This is a genomic window from Paenibacillus macerans, from assembly GCF_900454495.1.
In the GTDB taxonomy this organism is placed as follows: domain Bacteria; phylum Bacillota; class Bacilli; order Paenibacillales; family Paenibacillaceae; genus Fontibacillus; species Fontibacillus macerans.
This window is the reverse complement of record NZ_UGSI01000001.1, coordinates 4,921,508-4,937,618: the sequence shown is the minus strand read 5'-3', so window position 1 is coordinate 4,937,618 and position 16,111 is coordinate 4,921,508. Positions and strand designations below refer to the sequence as shown.

Here is a 16,111-nt window from a genome sequence, read left to right as displayed (position 1 = left end):
ATTACTTCTTGATTCACTTCGTGATCAAAAGCGGACTTTTTGAACTACCACTAAAAAAGGAGACTGTATACCTATGACAATTATTTCCGAAGTATACGCACGCGAAGTCCTTGACTCCCGCGGCAACCCTACGGTTGAAGTTGAAGTTTACCTTGAGTCCGGCGCCATCGGACGCGCTATCGTTCCTTCCGGCGCTTCCACCGGCGCGCACGAAGCCGTTGAGCTTCGCGACGGCGACAAATCCCGTTACCTGGGCAAAGGCGTATTGAAAGCCGTTGAGAACGTCAACGAAATCATCGCCCCTGAAGTAATCGGCATGGACGCGCTTGACCAAATCGGCATCGACAAATTGATGATCACTTTGGACGGTACGCCAAACAAAGGCAAACTCGGCGCCAACGCCATCTTGGCGGTTTCCATGGCCGTTGCCCGCGCGGCCGCTGACGCTCTCGACCTGCCGCTGTACGCATACCTCGGCGGATTCAACGCGAAGCAGCTTCCGGTTCCGATGATGAACATCGTAAACGGCGGCGCGCATGCCGACAACAACGTCGACGTGCAAGAGTTCATGATCCTGCCGGTTGGCGCTCCTTCTTTCAAGGAAGCTCTCCGTACCGGTGCGGAAATTTTCCACAACCTGAAATCCGTGTTGAAGGATAAAGGCTTGAACACCGCGGTTGGCGACGAAGGCGGCTTCGCTCCGAACTTCGCTTCCAACGAAGACGCGCTGTCCTCGATCATGGAAGCTATCACGAAAGCCGGCTACACTCCGGGTAAAGACGTATTCCTGGGCATGGACGTCGCTTCCACCGAGTTCTACAAAGACGGCAAATACCATCTGGAAGGCGAAGGCAAATCCTTCACTTCCGCGGAATTCGTTGACCTGCTCGCTTCCTGGGTAGACAAATACCCGATCATCACGATCGAAGACGGCTGCGCCGAAGACGATTGGGAAGGCTGGAAATTGCTCACGCAAAAACTGGGCAGCAAAATCCAACTCGTCGGCGACGACCTGTTCGTAACCAACACCGAGCGTCTGGAAAAAGGCATCAACGAAGGCATCGGCAACTCGATCCTGATCAAAGTAAACCAAATCGGTACGCTGACCGAAACGTTCGACGCGATCGAAATGGCGAAACGCGCAGGCTACACCGCGGTTGTCTCCCACCGTTCCGGCGAATCCGAAGACAGCACGATCGCCGATATCGCCGTGGCTACGAACGCCGGCCAAATCAAAACCGGTGCGCCTTCCCGTACGGACCGCATCGCCAAGTACAACCAATTGCTCCGCATCGAAGACCAATTGGCCGATTTGGCTCAATACAACGGCTTGAAATCCTTCTACAACCTGAAACGTTAATCGCAGAAGTTGCGAAAAGACCCGCCGAACCGATCGGCGGGTCTTTTTGTTCTCAAGTCTGGATTTCTTCGTGATTCCAACGCAAAGCAAATTTGCGGAGCGGCTTGATGACGATAAGGTCCATCCCCAGAATCGCCACGATGCTCACGAACGTCCAGGCGAACACTTTGGCGGTGTCCAGGTTCACTCGCGCAAAAGCGAGCGAGTAGCCGATCCCGTTGTCGGAGCCGAGCAGCTCTGCCATGATCGTTGTCCGGACGGCGGACCCTGCGGCCAGCGAAACGGCCGTAAAAATCGGCACGGCCAGTCCAGGAATGACGATGTGACGCAGTTTTTTCATAGGACCGATTTGATAAACCTCCGCCATTTGCAAGAGCTGCCGGTCAATCCCGCGCCATCCGTCGGCCGTGTTAAGGTAAATGCTGGGGAAAACCAGCAAGGAGACCACAAATACGGGCACCGTCGCTCCCGTGCCGAACCAGACCATGGCAAGCACCACGAGAATGATCGGCGGGATGCCCATGAGCAGGGATAGGAAGGGACGCATCGCCTCGTAAACGATACTGAAAATTCCCGCCAGCAGCCCAGCGGCAATCCCCGCGGCCGTTCCGCAGAAGAAACCGGCCAACATCCGGCCTCCCGAAGTTAGCAGTTGCCGGGCCAATTCGCCGCTGCGGGCCATTCGCGCAAGCGCCCGCAGCGTTTCCAGGGGTGAAGCGAACAAAATGTCCGGCAGGGATAAAGAAATCCACTGCCAGACGCCGATGATGACGAGCACGGCTAAGCATTTTACCCCAAACGAGCGTTTGCCCGGTTTATTTATCGTAATAGAACGCATCATCCGGCAGCTTGCCTCCTATGATGTCGGGGGAAAGCGAAGACAGCTCGGTGAAGAAAAACTCCAATTCCTCCCTCGCGTCCTTGGCGGAGACGAATTCAAGATTCAGGGCAGGGATCAATGATTCGATGAACGCCGGCTCCAATCCTTCCTGGTACTCGGCGATCATTTTCGCGGCTTTGTCCGGGTGTTGGTTGAGAAAAGTCACCGATTCTTGAAACTGCCGCTGCAGGCTTTCCACCAGTTCCGGCTGATTTTTCACCAGTTCGCCCGACACCAGAATGCCGGCTTGCGGAATTCTGGCCGGTTTTCCGGTTGCTTTCGCCCATTCCTCCTGCAAACTCATGATTTTGGCCGTTCCCTCGACTTTCTGAACGGCCATCGTGGCCAGGTGCTCCGGAATGACCGCATATTTTGCCTTCCCGGCGGCCATCAGGCCGACCAGTTCCTGCGTTCCGGCCACATACTCGATCCGGATGTCCTTCTCCGGGTCAAGGTTGTTTTTGCGAAGCAAATAACGGAAGACGAGGTCCGGCATGTCTCCTTTCAGCGGCACGTGGATCGTCTGTCCGCGTAAAGTTTCCCAGCCTCCTCCCGTTTCATTTTCAGGGCCGACGACATAGAGAATGCCCCAGACCAGCGTGTTCAGCAGCTTGACGTCTATGCCGCGGTTGTACAAATTGCTGCCGACATAGGTAGGCACGGCGGAAATATCGGCTTGCCCGCTGGAAATTCTGGCGCGCAGCTCATCCGGGGTTTTCCAGGGGGTATAAACGACCTCATCCGCGAAGGATGCCAGAGCTTGATTCTCCAAAATGTTGTAAATCGGTGCGGATATGGTAATCCCCAGCGGTCCCTGAACGGTCAGTTGTTGCATTTTCTGGGCTGCCGGTCCGGGCGGTTCCACTGCGGCAGTTCCGGCTGCCGATTGCTGTTGTCCATTTGCGTCTGGTTGCGAAGGAGCAGCGGACGGGCCTGAACAACCCGTGAAAATCATGGTTCCGGCAAGGAAAAGCGCCAGCAATGGATAAATGGCGGTAAACGTTTTTTTCATCAGGACCTCCTAGGATATTGATATCATCTTGTTTTTATACTGCCGGATTTGAGCCTCCGTGCGCTCCAGTCTCGGCACAGGGAAAATTTCTTCGTTTGCAAAAGCACGGTCCGGCGGCGAAAAGATCAGCACTCTATCCGCCAGCCGCGCCGCCTCCTCGGGGTCGTGCGTCACGTACATTACGCCGATCTCCCGTTCGCCGATCAGCCTTGCCATGTCATCCATCAGCTCACGTTTCAAGGCGGCGTCCAGGGCGGAAAACGGTTCATCCATCAAAATCATGTCCGGCTGCAGCGCCAACGCCCGCGCGATGGACACACGCTGCTTCATGCCGCCGGAGAGCTGCCGGGGATAGCGGTTTTCCGCTTGCTGCAGGCCTACTTTCCGCAGCGTGTGGCCAATGATTCGCTCGACGTCCGCTGTGTCAGCGGTTTGCAGCACAAGCCCGATGTTCTCCCCGGCGGTGCGCCACGGAATGAGCCTTGGCTCTTGAAAGATGTAGCCGATATGATCCGTATGCAGCCTAATGGAGCCGCTATCCGGCTGCGCCAGCCCCGCTGCCAGGTTAAGGAGCGTTGTTTTTCCGCAGCCGGAGGGACCGAGCAGGGCGATGACCTCTCCCCGCTGCAGCCGGCAGGAGAAGCCGGTGAAGACAGGCCGGCCGCCATACGTTTTTGCGACATTTGTAAACTCAATCAATGTGGTCATCCGGTGGCCTTTCCGCTAGGCTTTGGTCGAAACGCAGGTGATGTGGCCGTATAAGTCGCTGCTCTCGTCAAACAAGTTTATTAGGCGGAACAGGCGCTGCCGGTCGTCTTCGCTTTGCATCGCATTGGACAGGATGCGGATCATGCCTTCCCAGCCTTCGTCGACAATCAGCCCCTTCAAAGACAACAGGGACATGTTGCCCGTGACGCAAACCACTTCGCCAAAACCCGCTTGTCGAAACAGCTCTTCCCACTTGGCCGCCGTCATGGGCTGCGCGTTAACGTATATCGCTTTGCGCAATTCGTTCAGGCGTTGCTTCACGGTTTCCGTATCCGGTTCTTGCTGCAGCAGCAAATCGTGGGTCGCCAGCCGGCCTCCGGGTTTCAGCACCCGCAAGTACTCCGAGACCGCTTGCTGTTTCTGTTCATAGGTCAGCATGGTGAGCATCGCTTCATTAATAACAACGTCGAACGAGTTGTCGGGGAACGGCAGTGCCATGGCGTTGCCGATGACGAGCCGGACTTGTTCCTCGAGGCCGTGCTGCCTAACGTTTTCCTTTGCTTTATCTAAGCTTGGAGCGTGAAGATCAACCCCCGTCACCCGGCAGCCGTAACGAGAGGCGACTTCGATGGCGGTTGTGCCCATATTTGGCGCTACTTCGAGCACATGCGAATGCTCCGTAATCCGACAGGACGTTAAAATTCGCTCGGTTGCGGTTTTGCCGCCCGGACGAAGCCTGGTTTTACCGAGGGAAGCCAAAAAAAGATGGCCTGGAGACATATGTGGTTTCAATGTAGAAACACCCCTTTTGCGAAAATACAATTGATATTGATAATCATTATCATTAATATAGCGAAGAGGGCACCTTTGACGTGTGAGCTGAGTCACAATCAATGCGTCAGAGAGAAAAGTTTCGAGATGAGTGTTATCGCCAGAGACGAAAAAGGACCCTTGCAGGTAGATCTGCGAAAGGGCCCTTTGTACTCATATTCACATGTATTGCTATGTATATCATGTTGGCCTTCGCGATTCAGGCCTGAAATACTTTGATTTGTTCTTTGAGCTCGTTCATCAGCTGATGCAGCGATCCCGCCGATGTTTCAATGCTTTGCATAATGGCCGCTTGGTCCGAAGCGGAACCGGCTACGGATTGGGCGTTGTCCGCCGAATCTTTAGCGATGGTCAGCATATCCCCGATCGAGGCGGCGATTTCTTCGGTACCCGCAGAAATTTGCTCCGTCGTGGCGGAGACATCCTGGATTTGCGCCGATACCTGGTAAATGGATTGGCGGATTTGGCCAAACGAAACGCCGACTTTCTCCATGCTCGCGATGCCGTCGTTAATCTCGCGGACGCTTGTCTGCACGGAATTGGCAGCCTGGGATGTAGAGCCTTGGATAAATTGGATCAGCTCGGCGATATGGGAAATCGACTCACTGGTCTGTTCGGCCAGTTTTTTCACTTCTCCGGCGACGACGGCAAATCCCCGGCCTTCCTCGCCCGCACGGGCGGCTTCGATCGAAGCGTTCAGCGACAGCAGCGCGGTCTGGTTGGAGATGTCCGAGATGACATCGACAATCTCGCCGATTTCCTTGGAATGCCCGGCCAGCCGATCGATATCCTGCGCTGTTTGGTTGGCGGTGGTTTGAATTTGCGCCATCTGCTTGATCGCCGCCTGGATTTCCTCGTAGCCGCGCTCAACTTCGCTTGAGACGTTTTCGGCCTGCTCGGAAACGCTGCCTGACGCTTCGGCTATTTTTTGCACGCCTTCGGCCATTTCCTCCGTCGCTCTCGCCGACTGTTCGGCCCCGCGGAACTGGGTCTCCGTTCCTCCGGCGACCTCCCGGATCGCGGAAGTGATCTCCGCCGTCGCCTGCGACGATTGCCGGGTTGCGGCCAGCAGCTCGTCCGAAGCGGCGGCCACTTGGCCGATCGTGAGATCGATCTGTTTAACCATGCCGGCAAGCGATTCGATCATCAGGTTGATGTTTTCGCTCATCTCGCCGATCTCGTCCTTCGAGTGGACGGTTACCCGCTCGTTCAACTGCCCGCTTGCGACCTTTTTCATAACTCCAGAAATCGCCAGGATCGGCTTGACGATCAGGCGCGCAAGCAGGAAAGCGATGACTGATACGATCAGGGCCGTAACGACGACGATCGCGATGGATAACGTGCTGGCCCGATTCACTTTGGCGAAAATCTCGCTGGTCGGCACGGTGATAACCATTTTCCACCCGGTGCTCGGAATCGTGCCGAAGTAGGTGATCACTTCTGTTCCCGTCTCGTCTTGATACGTAAGGGAACCGCCCGGTTGGCCGAGAATCGCTGCGGTTGCATTTTTTAAAGCGGGGGTTTCGGCGTAATCGTTGATGTTCTTGCTGAAACGTTCGGCATCCGGGTAACTGAAATAAATCCCGTTGTTCGAGACGACGTAGCCGTAACCCGTATCGGCCATTTTAATGTTGTTGCTAAGCTGGGTCAGCACATCTGGCGTTATCGAAAAAGCGACGGCGCCGATAAACTGCCCTTCCTTATCATGAAGCGGCACGACTGCCGTGATGAAATATTTGCCCAGTGCCTCCAGGTAGTTCATTTCGGAAAAAGCCAATTTGTTTGTTTCTTTTGCTTTCAGAAAATAATCGCTTTTCGACATATCCGCGGTCATCCCGAGGTTGTTGGTGAGCTGGCCGTTTTTGTCGATGAGGCTGTAGCCTTCGGTTTGACTGTCGCTTTGCTCCAGTACGCTTAGAATCGGAAACATTTTCTCCGGATCATAGGACTGGAATTGCGGGTTCTGCTGGATGAGCTGCTCCACCGCCGATGTTTTGGACAAAATCCATTCATCGATCTTGGAGATGTTCATGTCCAGCGTCGTTTGCGCCAATTCTTCGCTGTCTTCTGTGGTCACGCCGCTGAAATAACGGATGAAGAACGAACTGGCGGCGATCAGGGGGATCAGGGAAGTGGCCAGAATAATGATCAGCAATTTCCGCTGAAACGCCCCGGATTTCCCCCGTGTTTTGGTTTGTAGTGCTTTGGTCTTCGACATAATGTCCCTCCCATACGTTTGAACTAGACTTACTTAAATCAATCGTACCACGGTTAAAAGTCGGAATTTGGCACAATTTCAAGAATATTGGGGAATTTTGGCCCAATTCACTGTCGCCTATCATGAGAAAATACATTGACGTGCCGCGAAATTTTGATCACATAAGCATTGTAGAAACATAAACCGCCAAACGGTTGTTATTCCTGTTACTCTATGGTAAAATGATAATGATTTGTTTATATATCAACTATGTAAGTCTTGGAATAGATAAGGATGTTCTCGCTTAGGAGGTGGATTGAATGGAAATTTTGTTGAAGGTTTTGCTCGTGATTTTCTCGATTGCCTTGACTGCAGTCGTATTGTTGCAGAAAGGGAAAAGCGCGGGTCTTTCCGGCGCCATCTCCGGGGGTGCTGAACATCTGTTTGGGAAAACAAAAGCTCGCGGCATGGATCTGGTTCTGGAACGCATTACAGTAGCCTTGGGGGCCGGATTTTTTATCCTGTCGATCATCGTCGCAGTAGTTCTTAGATAATTAACGAATATGCTAGGAGGCCCTTGTTTCCGCTTAGGAAACAAGGGCTTTTTTGCGTTTTAGCGAGGAGTAACGTACGACTTGCGAATTATATATTATTTGTCTATGTTTGGAATAAATAGTATAATAGTACTAAATACAGGGATTGGAGGTAGAAAAATGTACAAGCTGGTGACAACTCTTCAGGAAGAAGCGCTATTTCACACGATTTGGACGGAAGTTTGGATGGAAAAAGGGTTTGGGCTCGAATTTGCAAGCCAAATATTGGGCCGCTGTCTGGTGTATGATGAGGATGGAGTCCCGATCGGCACGGCGGAGATCAAACCGTATGATCCCGCCAAAGATCAGGGCCTAAACCGGCTCGTTGCGTTTGCGGAACACCCGGCGATCCTCGCCGAACCGGAGTACACCGCCGAAGTGGACAAGGTAGCTCTGCTGAAGGAGCACCGCGGTAAAAATCTGAACCGTCTGCTGTCGTCGATCGTGCTGTTTGCCAGAGACCATCATATCCGCCACTATGTGACGCTCCTGGATCCGATTTTGTCCCGGGCTTTGAAAATTTCCTTCCATGTTCCGATGTCCAAGGTGGGGACAAGCTTTTTTTACAAAGGAGCGAACGTGATCCCCGCAATCATTCATGTGGCTGAAATCTACGAAAACAAACCTCGCTTTGATTGGTATTTAGATACGCTTCCATTGTTAACTGCATAATCAGGAAAAGTCAAAGGCTTGCCCCTGGGGGCAAGCCTTTGGTTGTTTATATGAGGGCCTGGGCCTAATTATTGGAAAGCGTAACAATCAACCGGTCGAGATCCTGATAATGCTGTACAATCTCATGGATTTTGTTGTCCTGGGCTTCAAGGCCGGCCAAAATTTCCTCCGCGGCGGCCATATTTTGCTCGGTGCCGCCTGCGACGAGCAAAATTTCTTCCATGATGCTGGCGTAGCGTTCTTTCATATATCGTACCGACCGATCGACCTGATCCGATTGCTGATTTACGATTTCCGCATTGCCGGCAACTTTCGCCACATAGCTTTGCAGTTCTTTCGCTTCTTCTTTTCCGGCATCGATGGCGGTGAAACCGATGGAAATTTGCTCGGCAACGTTGTTGACTTGCTCCATGACGTCCTCAAGAATGTCGTTAATTCGGTTGGTTGATTGCCGGGAATTTTCCGCCAGCTTGCGAATTTCCGCGGACACGACGGCAAATCCCTTGCCGTGCTCCCCGGCGTGGGCCGCCTCAATCGCTGCATTCATGGCGAGCAGATTCGTTTGCGCCGATATCCCGTGAATCGTATCTACGATTTGTCCGATCCGCTCGCTTTGATCGCGAAGCCGCTGCATCTGGGCAACCGTGCCGGCTATCACCTGCTGCAGATGCCCCATATTTTCGGACAAAGCATTCATTCGGACGCCTGCGTCCTCCGTGGAATCCTGCATTTCCGAAGAAAGCTGCTGCAGCCTGGAGGCTATTACGGCTGCCTGTTCTACGGCATCATTCACCTCGTGCACCGATTGCGACGTCGCTTGGAGCCCCTGTGTCTGCTGATCCAGCGTCGCGGTAACCTCGCCGAAGGTAGCGGTGATCTCCTTGGAGATTTTCCCGGTGGTATTGACATTATCGCGCAGTCCGGTGCTGAGGCGGCCGAGCACTTCGAGCGAACTTCTCAAATGAGCGAGCAGCTCATCTCCGCGCTGTTTGGCTTCCTCCGTATCCTTCTGTTTGTGCAAGACTTCCTGCTGCAGCCGTTCGCTGAACCGTGCCGCAAAGGAGAGGGCGACGATGATGAAGATAAGGTATAAGAGCAGGTAGGTCAGCGGTTCGCGAGGGAACATATGATCGTGGTAAAACGGGATACTGTAAAAATAAAGCGTGAGGGCAATCCCGAGTATGCCGGAAAATACAATCGGCTTGTAGTTGGCATAAAGCGTCATCAGCCCGATATTGACATATACAAGCAAATAGGAGCTCATCAGCGGATTCGGGTCATGGTAAATGATCAAAAACGTGAGCAGCGAAATGACGGCGGGGACGATGAACATGACGAAGCGGGTGCCTTTGTTGGCGTAACTCATATAGGTGGCGATCGAGCAGCAGATGCCGCCGACCGCAATCAGGGAGATCAGAACGGTGCTGTCTACCCCGATCATCAGGTCGGTCAGCGCCCCAAAAGCGACCATAATCCAAATGATTTTGACGAATAGTTTGTTTCGTCTCTGCAAAATGAGGTTGCTATCCATGAATTTTTCATCTCCTAATAAATGGTATTACTATATTAATTTCGGAAAATTATGCTATGAAATGAAGAGTTTTGATAAATTTCGACCGTATAACTTGTGTGAACGTCGGCTATTTCTGCAACTAGAGTAAAGAAGTTGGGGGATTCGGCCGCCAACGGATGCAAACCGCTAAATTCGTGTATACTAGGGTATATACCATGTATGAGGCATTTCATGGAATTCATTTGCAAATAACATCCCGGTAAAAGGACAGGCCGGGCCTGAGGTGAAATCATTTGAATTTGATTACAGAACAAGAGCTGCTTGCCTTTATGCGGGAAAAGGCTTATAAACCGATGACGTATCAAGAGCTTGAGGAGCATTTCGGGATTGCCGATGCCGCCGACTTCAAAGAGTTTCTCAAGCTGCTGAACCGTTTGGAACAGGAAGGGCAGATTATTTTGACCCGTACCCACCGGTATGGTGTGCCGGAACGGATGGATTTGGTGCGCGGGCGTTTGCAGGCGCATGCTAAGGGGTTTGCGTTCCTCATCCCCGAGGATAGGGATCATCCGGATGTGTACATTCATGCGAACGACTTGAAAAGCGCGATGAACGGCGACACGGTTCTCGTTCGCGTCAGTTCCAAAAGCGCCGGAGGCGGCAAACTGGAAGGCGAAGTCGTACGCATCGTACACCGGGCGGTCACCGAAGTGGTCGGGGTGTTCCAGAACCATGAATCGTACGGGTTCGTGATTCCGGACGACAAGCGGATTAACCGTGATATTTTCATTACGCAGGAAGGTTTTGGGGGCGCGGTGGATGGCGAAAAAGTCGTCGTTCAGATCGTGGAATATCCGGAAGGCCGGGCCGCGGCCGTCGGCCAGGTGAGCGAAATTCTCGGCCACAAGGACGATCCGGGCGTCGACATCCTGTCGATTATCCGCAAGCACCAGCTTCCGGAGGCTTTTCCGGAGGATGTGCTGGCGGAAGCGCTTGAAGCGCCCGATGTGATCGAAGAAGAGGAGATCGCGCGTCAAGGACGGCGCGACCTGCGGGACAAAGTGATCGTGACGATCGACGGCGAGGACGCCAAGGACCTGGACGATGCCGTTCATGTGGAGCGGCTGCCAAGCGGCAATATCCGGCTGGGTGTGCATATCGCCGATGTCGGTTACTATGTGCGCGAAAACTCCAGGCTGGACCAGGAAGCGTACAACCGCGGCTGCAGTGTGTATTTGGTCGACCGCGTCATTCCGATGCTGCCGCACCGGCTGTCCAACGGGATTTGTTCGCTGAACCCGAAGGTGGACCGGTTCACGCTGTCCTGTGAAATGGAATTTAACGATCAGATGAAAGTGGTGAACCACGATATTTTCACCAGCGTGATCCGCACGAAGGAACGGATGACGTATACGAACGTCCGCAAAATCCTGCAGGAGGAAGATCCGGAGGTGACGGAGCGCTACGCCGACCTGGTCGAGACGTTCCGGTTGATGGAGGAGCTGGCTTTGAAGCTGCGGGCGAACCGGATGCGCCGCGGCGCGGTCGACTTCGACTTCGAGGAATCGAAGGTGATCGTCGACGAAAACGGCAAGCCGGTCGATATCGTGAAGCGCGAGCGCTCGATCGCCGAGCAGATCATCGAGGAATTTATGCTGGCGGCGAACGAGACGGTGGCGGAGCATTTTCACTGGCTGAAGGTGCCGTTTATCTACCGGATTCACGAGGACCCGGACCAGGAGAAGCTGATGAATTTCCTGGCGTTTGTCGCCAACTTCGGCTACACCGTGAAGGGCGGCAAAGGCAACAAGGTGCATCCGCGGGCCCTGCAGACGCTGCTGGAGGACATCCGGGGGACGAAGGAGCAGACGGTCATCAGCACGATGATGCTGCGTTCGATGAAGCAGGCCAAATACGACGCCGAAAGTACAGGGCATTTCGGACTGGCGGCGGAGTTCTACACGCATTTCACGTCGCCGATCCGGCGCTATCCGGACCTGGTCATCCACCGGGTGATCCGGGAGGTGATCGAAGGCGGCGGGGCGTTGAGCGAAGCCCGGCTGGAGTACCTGGCCAGCCGGATGCAGACAATCGCCCAGCAGTCGTCGGAGCGGGAGCGGATTGCGGTCGAGGCGGAACGCGATACGGAGCAGCTGAAGAAAGCGGAGTTTATGCTGGATAAGGTCGGGGAGGAATTCCCGGGCATTATCAGCAGCGTGACCAGCTTCGGGATGTTCATCGAGCTGGACAACACGGTCGAAGGGCTGATCCGGCTCAGCGCGATGACGGACGATTATTATCATTTCCACGAGCAGCATATGGCGCTGATCGGGGAGCGGACGTCGAAGATTTACCGGATCGGCGACGAGGTGAAGATCCGCGTGGCGCGCGTGAATATGGACGACCATACGATCGATTTCGAGATGGTCGATATGAAGCCGCGGCAGCGGGGCGGCGAGCTGTTCGGCGGCGGCGGGTTTGACGGCGGCCGGGGCGGCGGTCGCGCAGGGAAAGGCGGCAAGGCCGGTAAGGGCGGCAAGGTCGGCAAGATCGGCGGGGCCAAGGGCGGCGGAGCCAGAGGCAGTGAAGCTCAAGGCGGCGGCAAGGGAGCCAAGGGCAAGAAAGGCAAGCCCGGCCGGGGCGTCGGCGGCAGCGGTGCCGGCAGTGCCGGCGGCGTGGCGCTTGACGCGGCCGCCGGGGCGGGCGCGGGCGAAGCCGCGGAAGCGGCGGGGACGCCCGCGGCGAGCTTTGGCTTCGGCTCCGGCAAGGGAGGCTATGCCTCCGGGACGGTGGCCGTCGCCCGCGACGCCGGGGGCGGATACCGCGCCGGCGGTGGCGATGGCGGCTCGCGGCGGAAGAAGACGTCCGCGAGCGGGATTTTTGTCGGCGCCCGGGGGGATGGCGCCGGGGAGCCCGCGCCGCGCCGCAAGCGGGGCGGCGGCAAAGGCAACGGCACCGCGGCGTTCGTGCGCAAGAAGAAAAAGTAAACGCAAAAAGGGCGGGCATTTTGGTAAAAATGCCTGCCCTTTTATTCTGCTTCGCTCCGTACGTCAGCATGTGCAGAATGGATCTGTTGTCGATCGCGCCCGTCGTGTGGCGCCTGCCGAACTTTCGCCGTATGTCCTATGCCGTGGGTTAATAAAATTTTGCAGAGACTGCTATGTAAACCCCTACCAAGGCCGATACAAAAAGGGATCCCTCGCCTGTCGATTCCAGGGAAGGATCCGCTGCTCGTTTACGCCACTTTGGATGTGGCTTCACGGATATATTCTTTTGCTTTTGCCTGGTCGAACTGGCCTTCCCAGCGGGAGATAACGACGGAGGCAAGAGAGTTGCCAATGACGTTTACCACTGTGCGGGCCATATCCAGCAAACGGTCGATTCCGGCGATGAAGGCGAGGCCTTCCAGCGGAATGTTGACGGAGCCAAGGGTCGCCAGCAGTACGACAAAGGATACGCCAGGCACGCCCGCGATCCCTTTCGATGTGACGATCAATACCAGCATCAGCGTAATTTGCGAACTGATCGGCATGTGTATGCCATACATCTGGGCGATAAACAGGGCAGCCAGCGCCTGATAGAGCGTGGAGCCGTCCAGATTGAATGAGTAGCCCGTCGGTATGACGAAGGATGTAATGGCTTTTGGACAGCCAAGACGCTCCATTTTCTCCATGATCTTCGGAAGCACCGACTCTGAGCTGGCAGTGGAATAGGCCAGGAGCAGCTCGTCCTTCAAGATCTTGATGATGGAGAAGATTGAAACCCCGCTCATCCGGGCAACGCCGCCGAGTACAACCAAAATGAAGAACAGCATCGTTATGTGTACGAGAATGACCAGCTTCCCCAGCGGAACGAGCGAAGAAAGACCGAATTGGGAGACGGTTACGCCAATCAATGCAAAAACACCAAACGGCGCAAACTTCATGATCGTATTCACGACCCAGAACATGGCGTCCGCCACACCCTGGAAGAAACGAAGTACAGGCTGGCCCTTTTCTCCAGCTGCAGCAACCCGAGTCCAAACAGGACAGAGAAGAAGATGATTGCCAACATGTCTCCTTTGACAATCGCTTCGAAGACGTTATTCGGCACGATGTTGACAAAGGTATCGACAAAACTGTGGCTTTGCGTCGCTTCTGCCGCCTTCACGTACTGATGGATATCGGTTTTGGTCAAATTCGTCATGTCAACCCCGACACCTGGCTGGAACAGGTTGGCCGCAACAAGGCCGACGATAATCGCAATCGTGGTAATGATTTCAAAATACAATATCGTTTTTCCACCGATCTTCCCCAGCTTTTTGAAGTCTCCCACACCCGCGACCCCAACGATCAACGTGGAGATGACGGTAGGAACGACAATCATTTTAATCAGCCGGATAAAAATGTTGCCAATCGGCTGCAAGTAGCTCGCCACCTCAGGATTGCCGTAAAAGATAGCACCTACCAAAATACCAAGGAATAGACCGATTACAATCTGAATGGCTAACCCGAACCGTTTCATGCTGACACCTCGCAGTCCTTTCTGAAGTTTGTATATATCGGTACACAATCGACAAAAGTTAGTCGAAATTTGTCAAAAATTCATATAGTAGTCAATCCGTTTTTTTCTCAATGTAAAGAAATTCCTTTTCACACTTTTTGCGCAGATCTAGGGCCTTTTAGGAAGATGCTGACCGTTTACAGGGTTGTCCTGTATATTTTTCGCTACGTTATCATAGCACATAACTTTTACAAAATCAGCAATTTTTTGTATTGTTTATTTATCCGAAACTTTGATATGACTGAACTTGTAATCCGCATTTGGGATGCTCTCTCTCCTTGGAAAAGAAATAAACCGGAGCGGTTTCCTTTGGTTTTTGTGCTATCGACTTATTTTGATGTGCCTTGTTTTTTTCATGCGCAGATGGGATAATTTCAGCTTTTTGGAGCGCGGAGTCAACGACCCCGGCGGTGAAGCTGGAAAAGACGATTTCACAGATGGATTCGGCCAGATTGCCGCTGCAGAAGCTGGAGCAATCGCTGGTCCATTTGCGGGAAACGGCGGAGCAGACGCGGACCCGGAGGAGCTGAAGCTCGCCGGCTCGCTCATGGCCGGGGCCCGGCGGATTTACGTGTACGCCCCGGGGCCCGCGGTGGCTTTGGGGGACCTGCTGTTTTACCGCTTGTCCCGGTTCGGCATGTCGGTGCGGATGATGGCGGCCAGCGGGCATGAGCTGTTGGAGTCGCTGGCACATGTGCAGCGGGAGGACGTGGTGCTGCTGTTTAATTTCACCCGGCTGCTCCCCGAAACCGAGGTAATCCTGGATTGCGTACAGCGGGTGGGCTGCTCAGCCGTGATGATCACGGATCGCGAGGAGTTCCGGTACGGGGCCCAGGTGGAGGCGGCTTTTTACGTCAGCCGGGGCGAAATGGGAGAATTCCACTCCATGGTCACGCCGCTGTTGTTGATCGAACAGATGATTTTGAGCATCGGCCTGTTTAATAAGGAAAAAGTGCTGTCCAAGCTGGAATATCTGGGCGAGCTGCGGGCGAGATATGCCGGCAAGCTGCCGCGGGGGAAGGCGTGAAGGGGAAGTTATGAGCGTAGAAGGCGGCGAAAAATAAAAAAGCACTCACCCTGCCGGATGAATGCATTTGTTGTGTTAAGATTGAAAGCCCCTGATTCCCATCAGCGGGCCGCTTTTGTTTTCGTGTGAATTTCGTTAAGGACTTCGGCGGTTGAACTGACTTGACCGAATTCGTAAGCGATAACGGTCAGCGTTACGCGCTGGATTTCCTCGGCGGAAATATCCCCCCAGCCCATGTCCGGGTAATCCATAGGCGCGTTCGCGTCGCTCAGAAAGATCACTTTATATTCCCGGTGCGCGCCGTCTCTGACGGTCGTTTCGCAGCACACGTTGGTCACGGTGCCGCAGATGATGATCGTGTTAATATCTTTTGCCCGCAGGACCGTATCCAAATCGGTATCGTGAAAACCGCTGTAAAACAGCTTGTCGACGATAATATCCTGGGCGAGCGGGGTTAATTCTTCAATAATTTCCACGCCGGGGGTGCCGCGTTTCAGGATCTCGTTCACATTCGGATACATATTCGGATACATATCTTTCATTCTTCCGGTGTCGCTGCCGTCGCCCCGGACGATATGGCGCAGGTAGATCACGGGCATGCCCGCTGTTCTGGCCGCGCCGGTGAGATGGCGGATGTTGTCGACGATCCCTGCGGTCCGCGGCACATACAGCGCTCCGTCCGGTTTGCAGAACACGTTTTGCATATCCACTACGATAACGGCCGTTCTCGCGGGATCAATCTCCCATTTTACTTTGTTTTTCAAGCTCATATAGAA

12 protein-coding genes and 1 pseudogene are annotated in these 16,111 nt (G+C 54.1%); 5 read left to right on the top strand and 8 right to left on the bottom strand.

What is annotated here, in order from left to right; genetic code table 11:
• Nucleotides 1–73: 73 nt before the first annotated feature.
• Nucleotides 74–1,360, top strand: coding sequence for a phosphopyruvate hydratase (gene eno / locus DYE26_RS21935; protein WP_036627073.1), 1,287 nt, complete (start codon nt 74–76; stop codon nt 1,358–1,360).
• Nucleotides 1,361–1,412: 52 nt separating this feature from the next.
• On the opposite strand, the gene DYE26_RS21930 is transcribed toward eno, so the two are convergent.
• The 5 genes from DYE26_RS21930 to DYE26_RS21910 all read right to left on the bottom strand — a co-directional run bounded on the left by DYE26_RS21930 (nt 1,413) and on the right by DYE26_RS21910 (nt 7,009).
• Complete coding sequence (locus DYE26_RS21930; protein ID WP_051985792.1) at nt 1,413–2,201, bottom strand: ABC transporter permease; 789 nt, start codon at nt 2,199–2,201, stop codon at nt 1,413–1,415.
• Nucleotides 2,176–3,252, bottom strand: a complete 1,077-nt coding sequence (locus DYE26_RS21925) for an ABC transporter substrate-binding protein (protein WP_051985791.1) — start codon at nt 3,250–3,252, stop codon at nt 2,176–2,178. Before DYE26_RS21925 ends, DYE26_RS21930 begins: the two co-directional genes overlap by 26 nt.
• 9 nt (nt 3,253–3,261) lie before the next feature.
• Nucleotides 3,262–3,960 carry an ABC transporter ATP-binding protein gene (locus DYE26_RS21920; protein ID WP_036627072.1) on the bottom strand — a complete coding sequence of 233 codons (699 nt, stop codon included), beginning with the start codon at nt 3,958–3,960 and terminating at the stop codon, nt 3,262–3,264.
• A gap of 15 nt (nt 3,961–3,975) precedes the next feature.
• Nucleotides 3,976–4,740: a class I SAM-dependent methyltransferase gene (locus DYE26_RS21915; RefSeq protein WP_036627070.1), complete on the bottom strand. Its 765-nt coding sequence runs from the start codon at nt 4,738–4,740 to the stop codon at nt 3,976–3,978.
• A 250-nt stretch (nt 4,741–4,990) separates the two neighbouring features.
• Nucleotides 4,991–7,009, bottom strand: coding sequence for a methyl-accepting chemotaxis protein (locus DYE26_RS21910; protein WP_036627068.1), 2,019 nt, complete (start codon nt 7,007–7,009; stop codon nt 4,991–4,993).
• A gap of 299 nt (nt 7,010–7,308) precedes the next feature.
• Between DYE26_RS21910 and secG the strand changes: the two genes are divergently transcribed.
• Both secG and DYE26_RS21900 read left to right on the top strand, forming a co-directional pair.
• Complete coding sequence (secG, locus tag DYE26_RS21905; protein WP_036627066.1) at nt 7,309–7,542, top strand: preprotein translocase subunit SecG; 234 nt, start codon at nt 7,309–7,311, stop codon at nt 7,540–7,542.
• A 159-nt stretch (nt 7,543–7,701) separates the two neighbouring features.
• Nucleotides 7,702–8,253 (top strand): GNAT family N-acetyltransferase, encoded by a 552-nt coding sequence (locus DYE26_RS21900; protein ID WP_036627065.1) that lies wholly within the window; start codon nt 7,702–7,704, stop codon nt 8,251–8,253.
• 64 nt (nt 8,254–8,317) lie between these two features.
• Here DYE26_RS21900 and DYE26_RS21895 read toward each other — a convergent pair whose 3' ends face one another.
• Nucleotides 8,318–9,784 carry a methyl-accepting chemotaxis protein gene (locus DYE26_RS21895; RefSeq protein WP_036627063.1) on the bottom strand — a complete coding sequence of 489 codons (1,467 nt, stop codon included), beginning with the start codon at nt 9,782–9,784 and terminating at the stop codon, nt 8,318–8,320.
• Between the two features lie 281 nt (nt 9,785–10,065).
• Between DYE26_RS21895 and rnr the strand changes: the two genes are divergently transcribed.
• A complete protein-coding gene (gene rnr, locus DYE26_RS21890) occupies nt 10,066–12,753 on the top strand; it encodes a ribonuclease R (RefSeq protein WP_036629005.1) in 2,688 nt (895 codons plus the stop codon).
• A gap of 248 nt (nt 12,754–13,001) precedes the next feature.
• On the opposite strand, the pseudogene DYE26_RS21885 reads toward rnr, so the two are convergent.
• Nucleotides 13,002–14,269: pseudogene (locus DYE26_RS21885) on the bottom strand (cation:dicarboxylate symporter family transporter).
• Between the two features lie 394 nt (nt 14,270–14,663).
• Between DYE26_RS21885 and DYE26_RS21875 the strand changes: the two are divergent.
• Nucleotides 14,664–15,335, top strand: coding sequence for a MurR/RpiR family transcriptional regulator (locus DYE26_RS21875; protein ID WP_227872967.1), 672 nt, complete (start codon nt 14,664–14,666; stop codon nt 15,333–15,335).
• Nucleotides 15,336–15,436: 101 nt separating this feature from the next.
• Here the strand turns inward: DYE26_RS21875 and DYE26_RS21870 are convergent, their stop codons facing one another.
• Entirely contained in the window at nt 15,437–16,105 is a 669-nt protein-coding gene (locus DYE26_RS21870; RefSeq protein ID WP_115311263.1) for an isochorismatase family protein, read from the bottom strand.
• Nucleotides 16,106–16,111 lie beyond the last annotated feature (6 nt).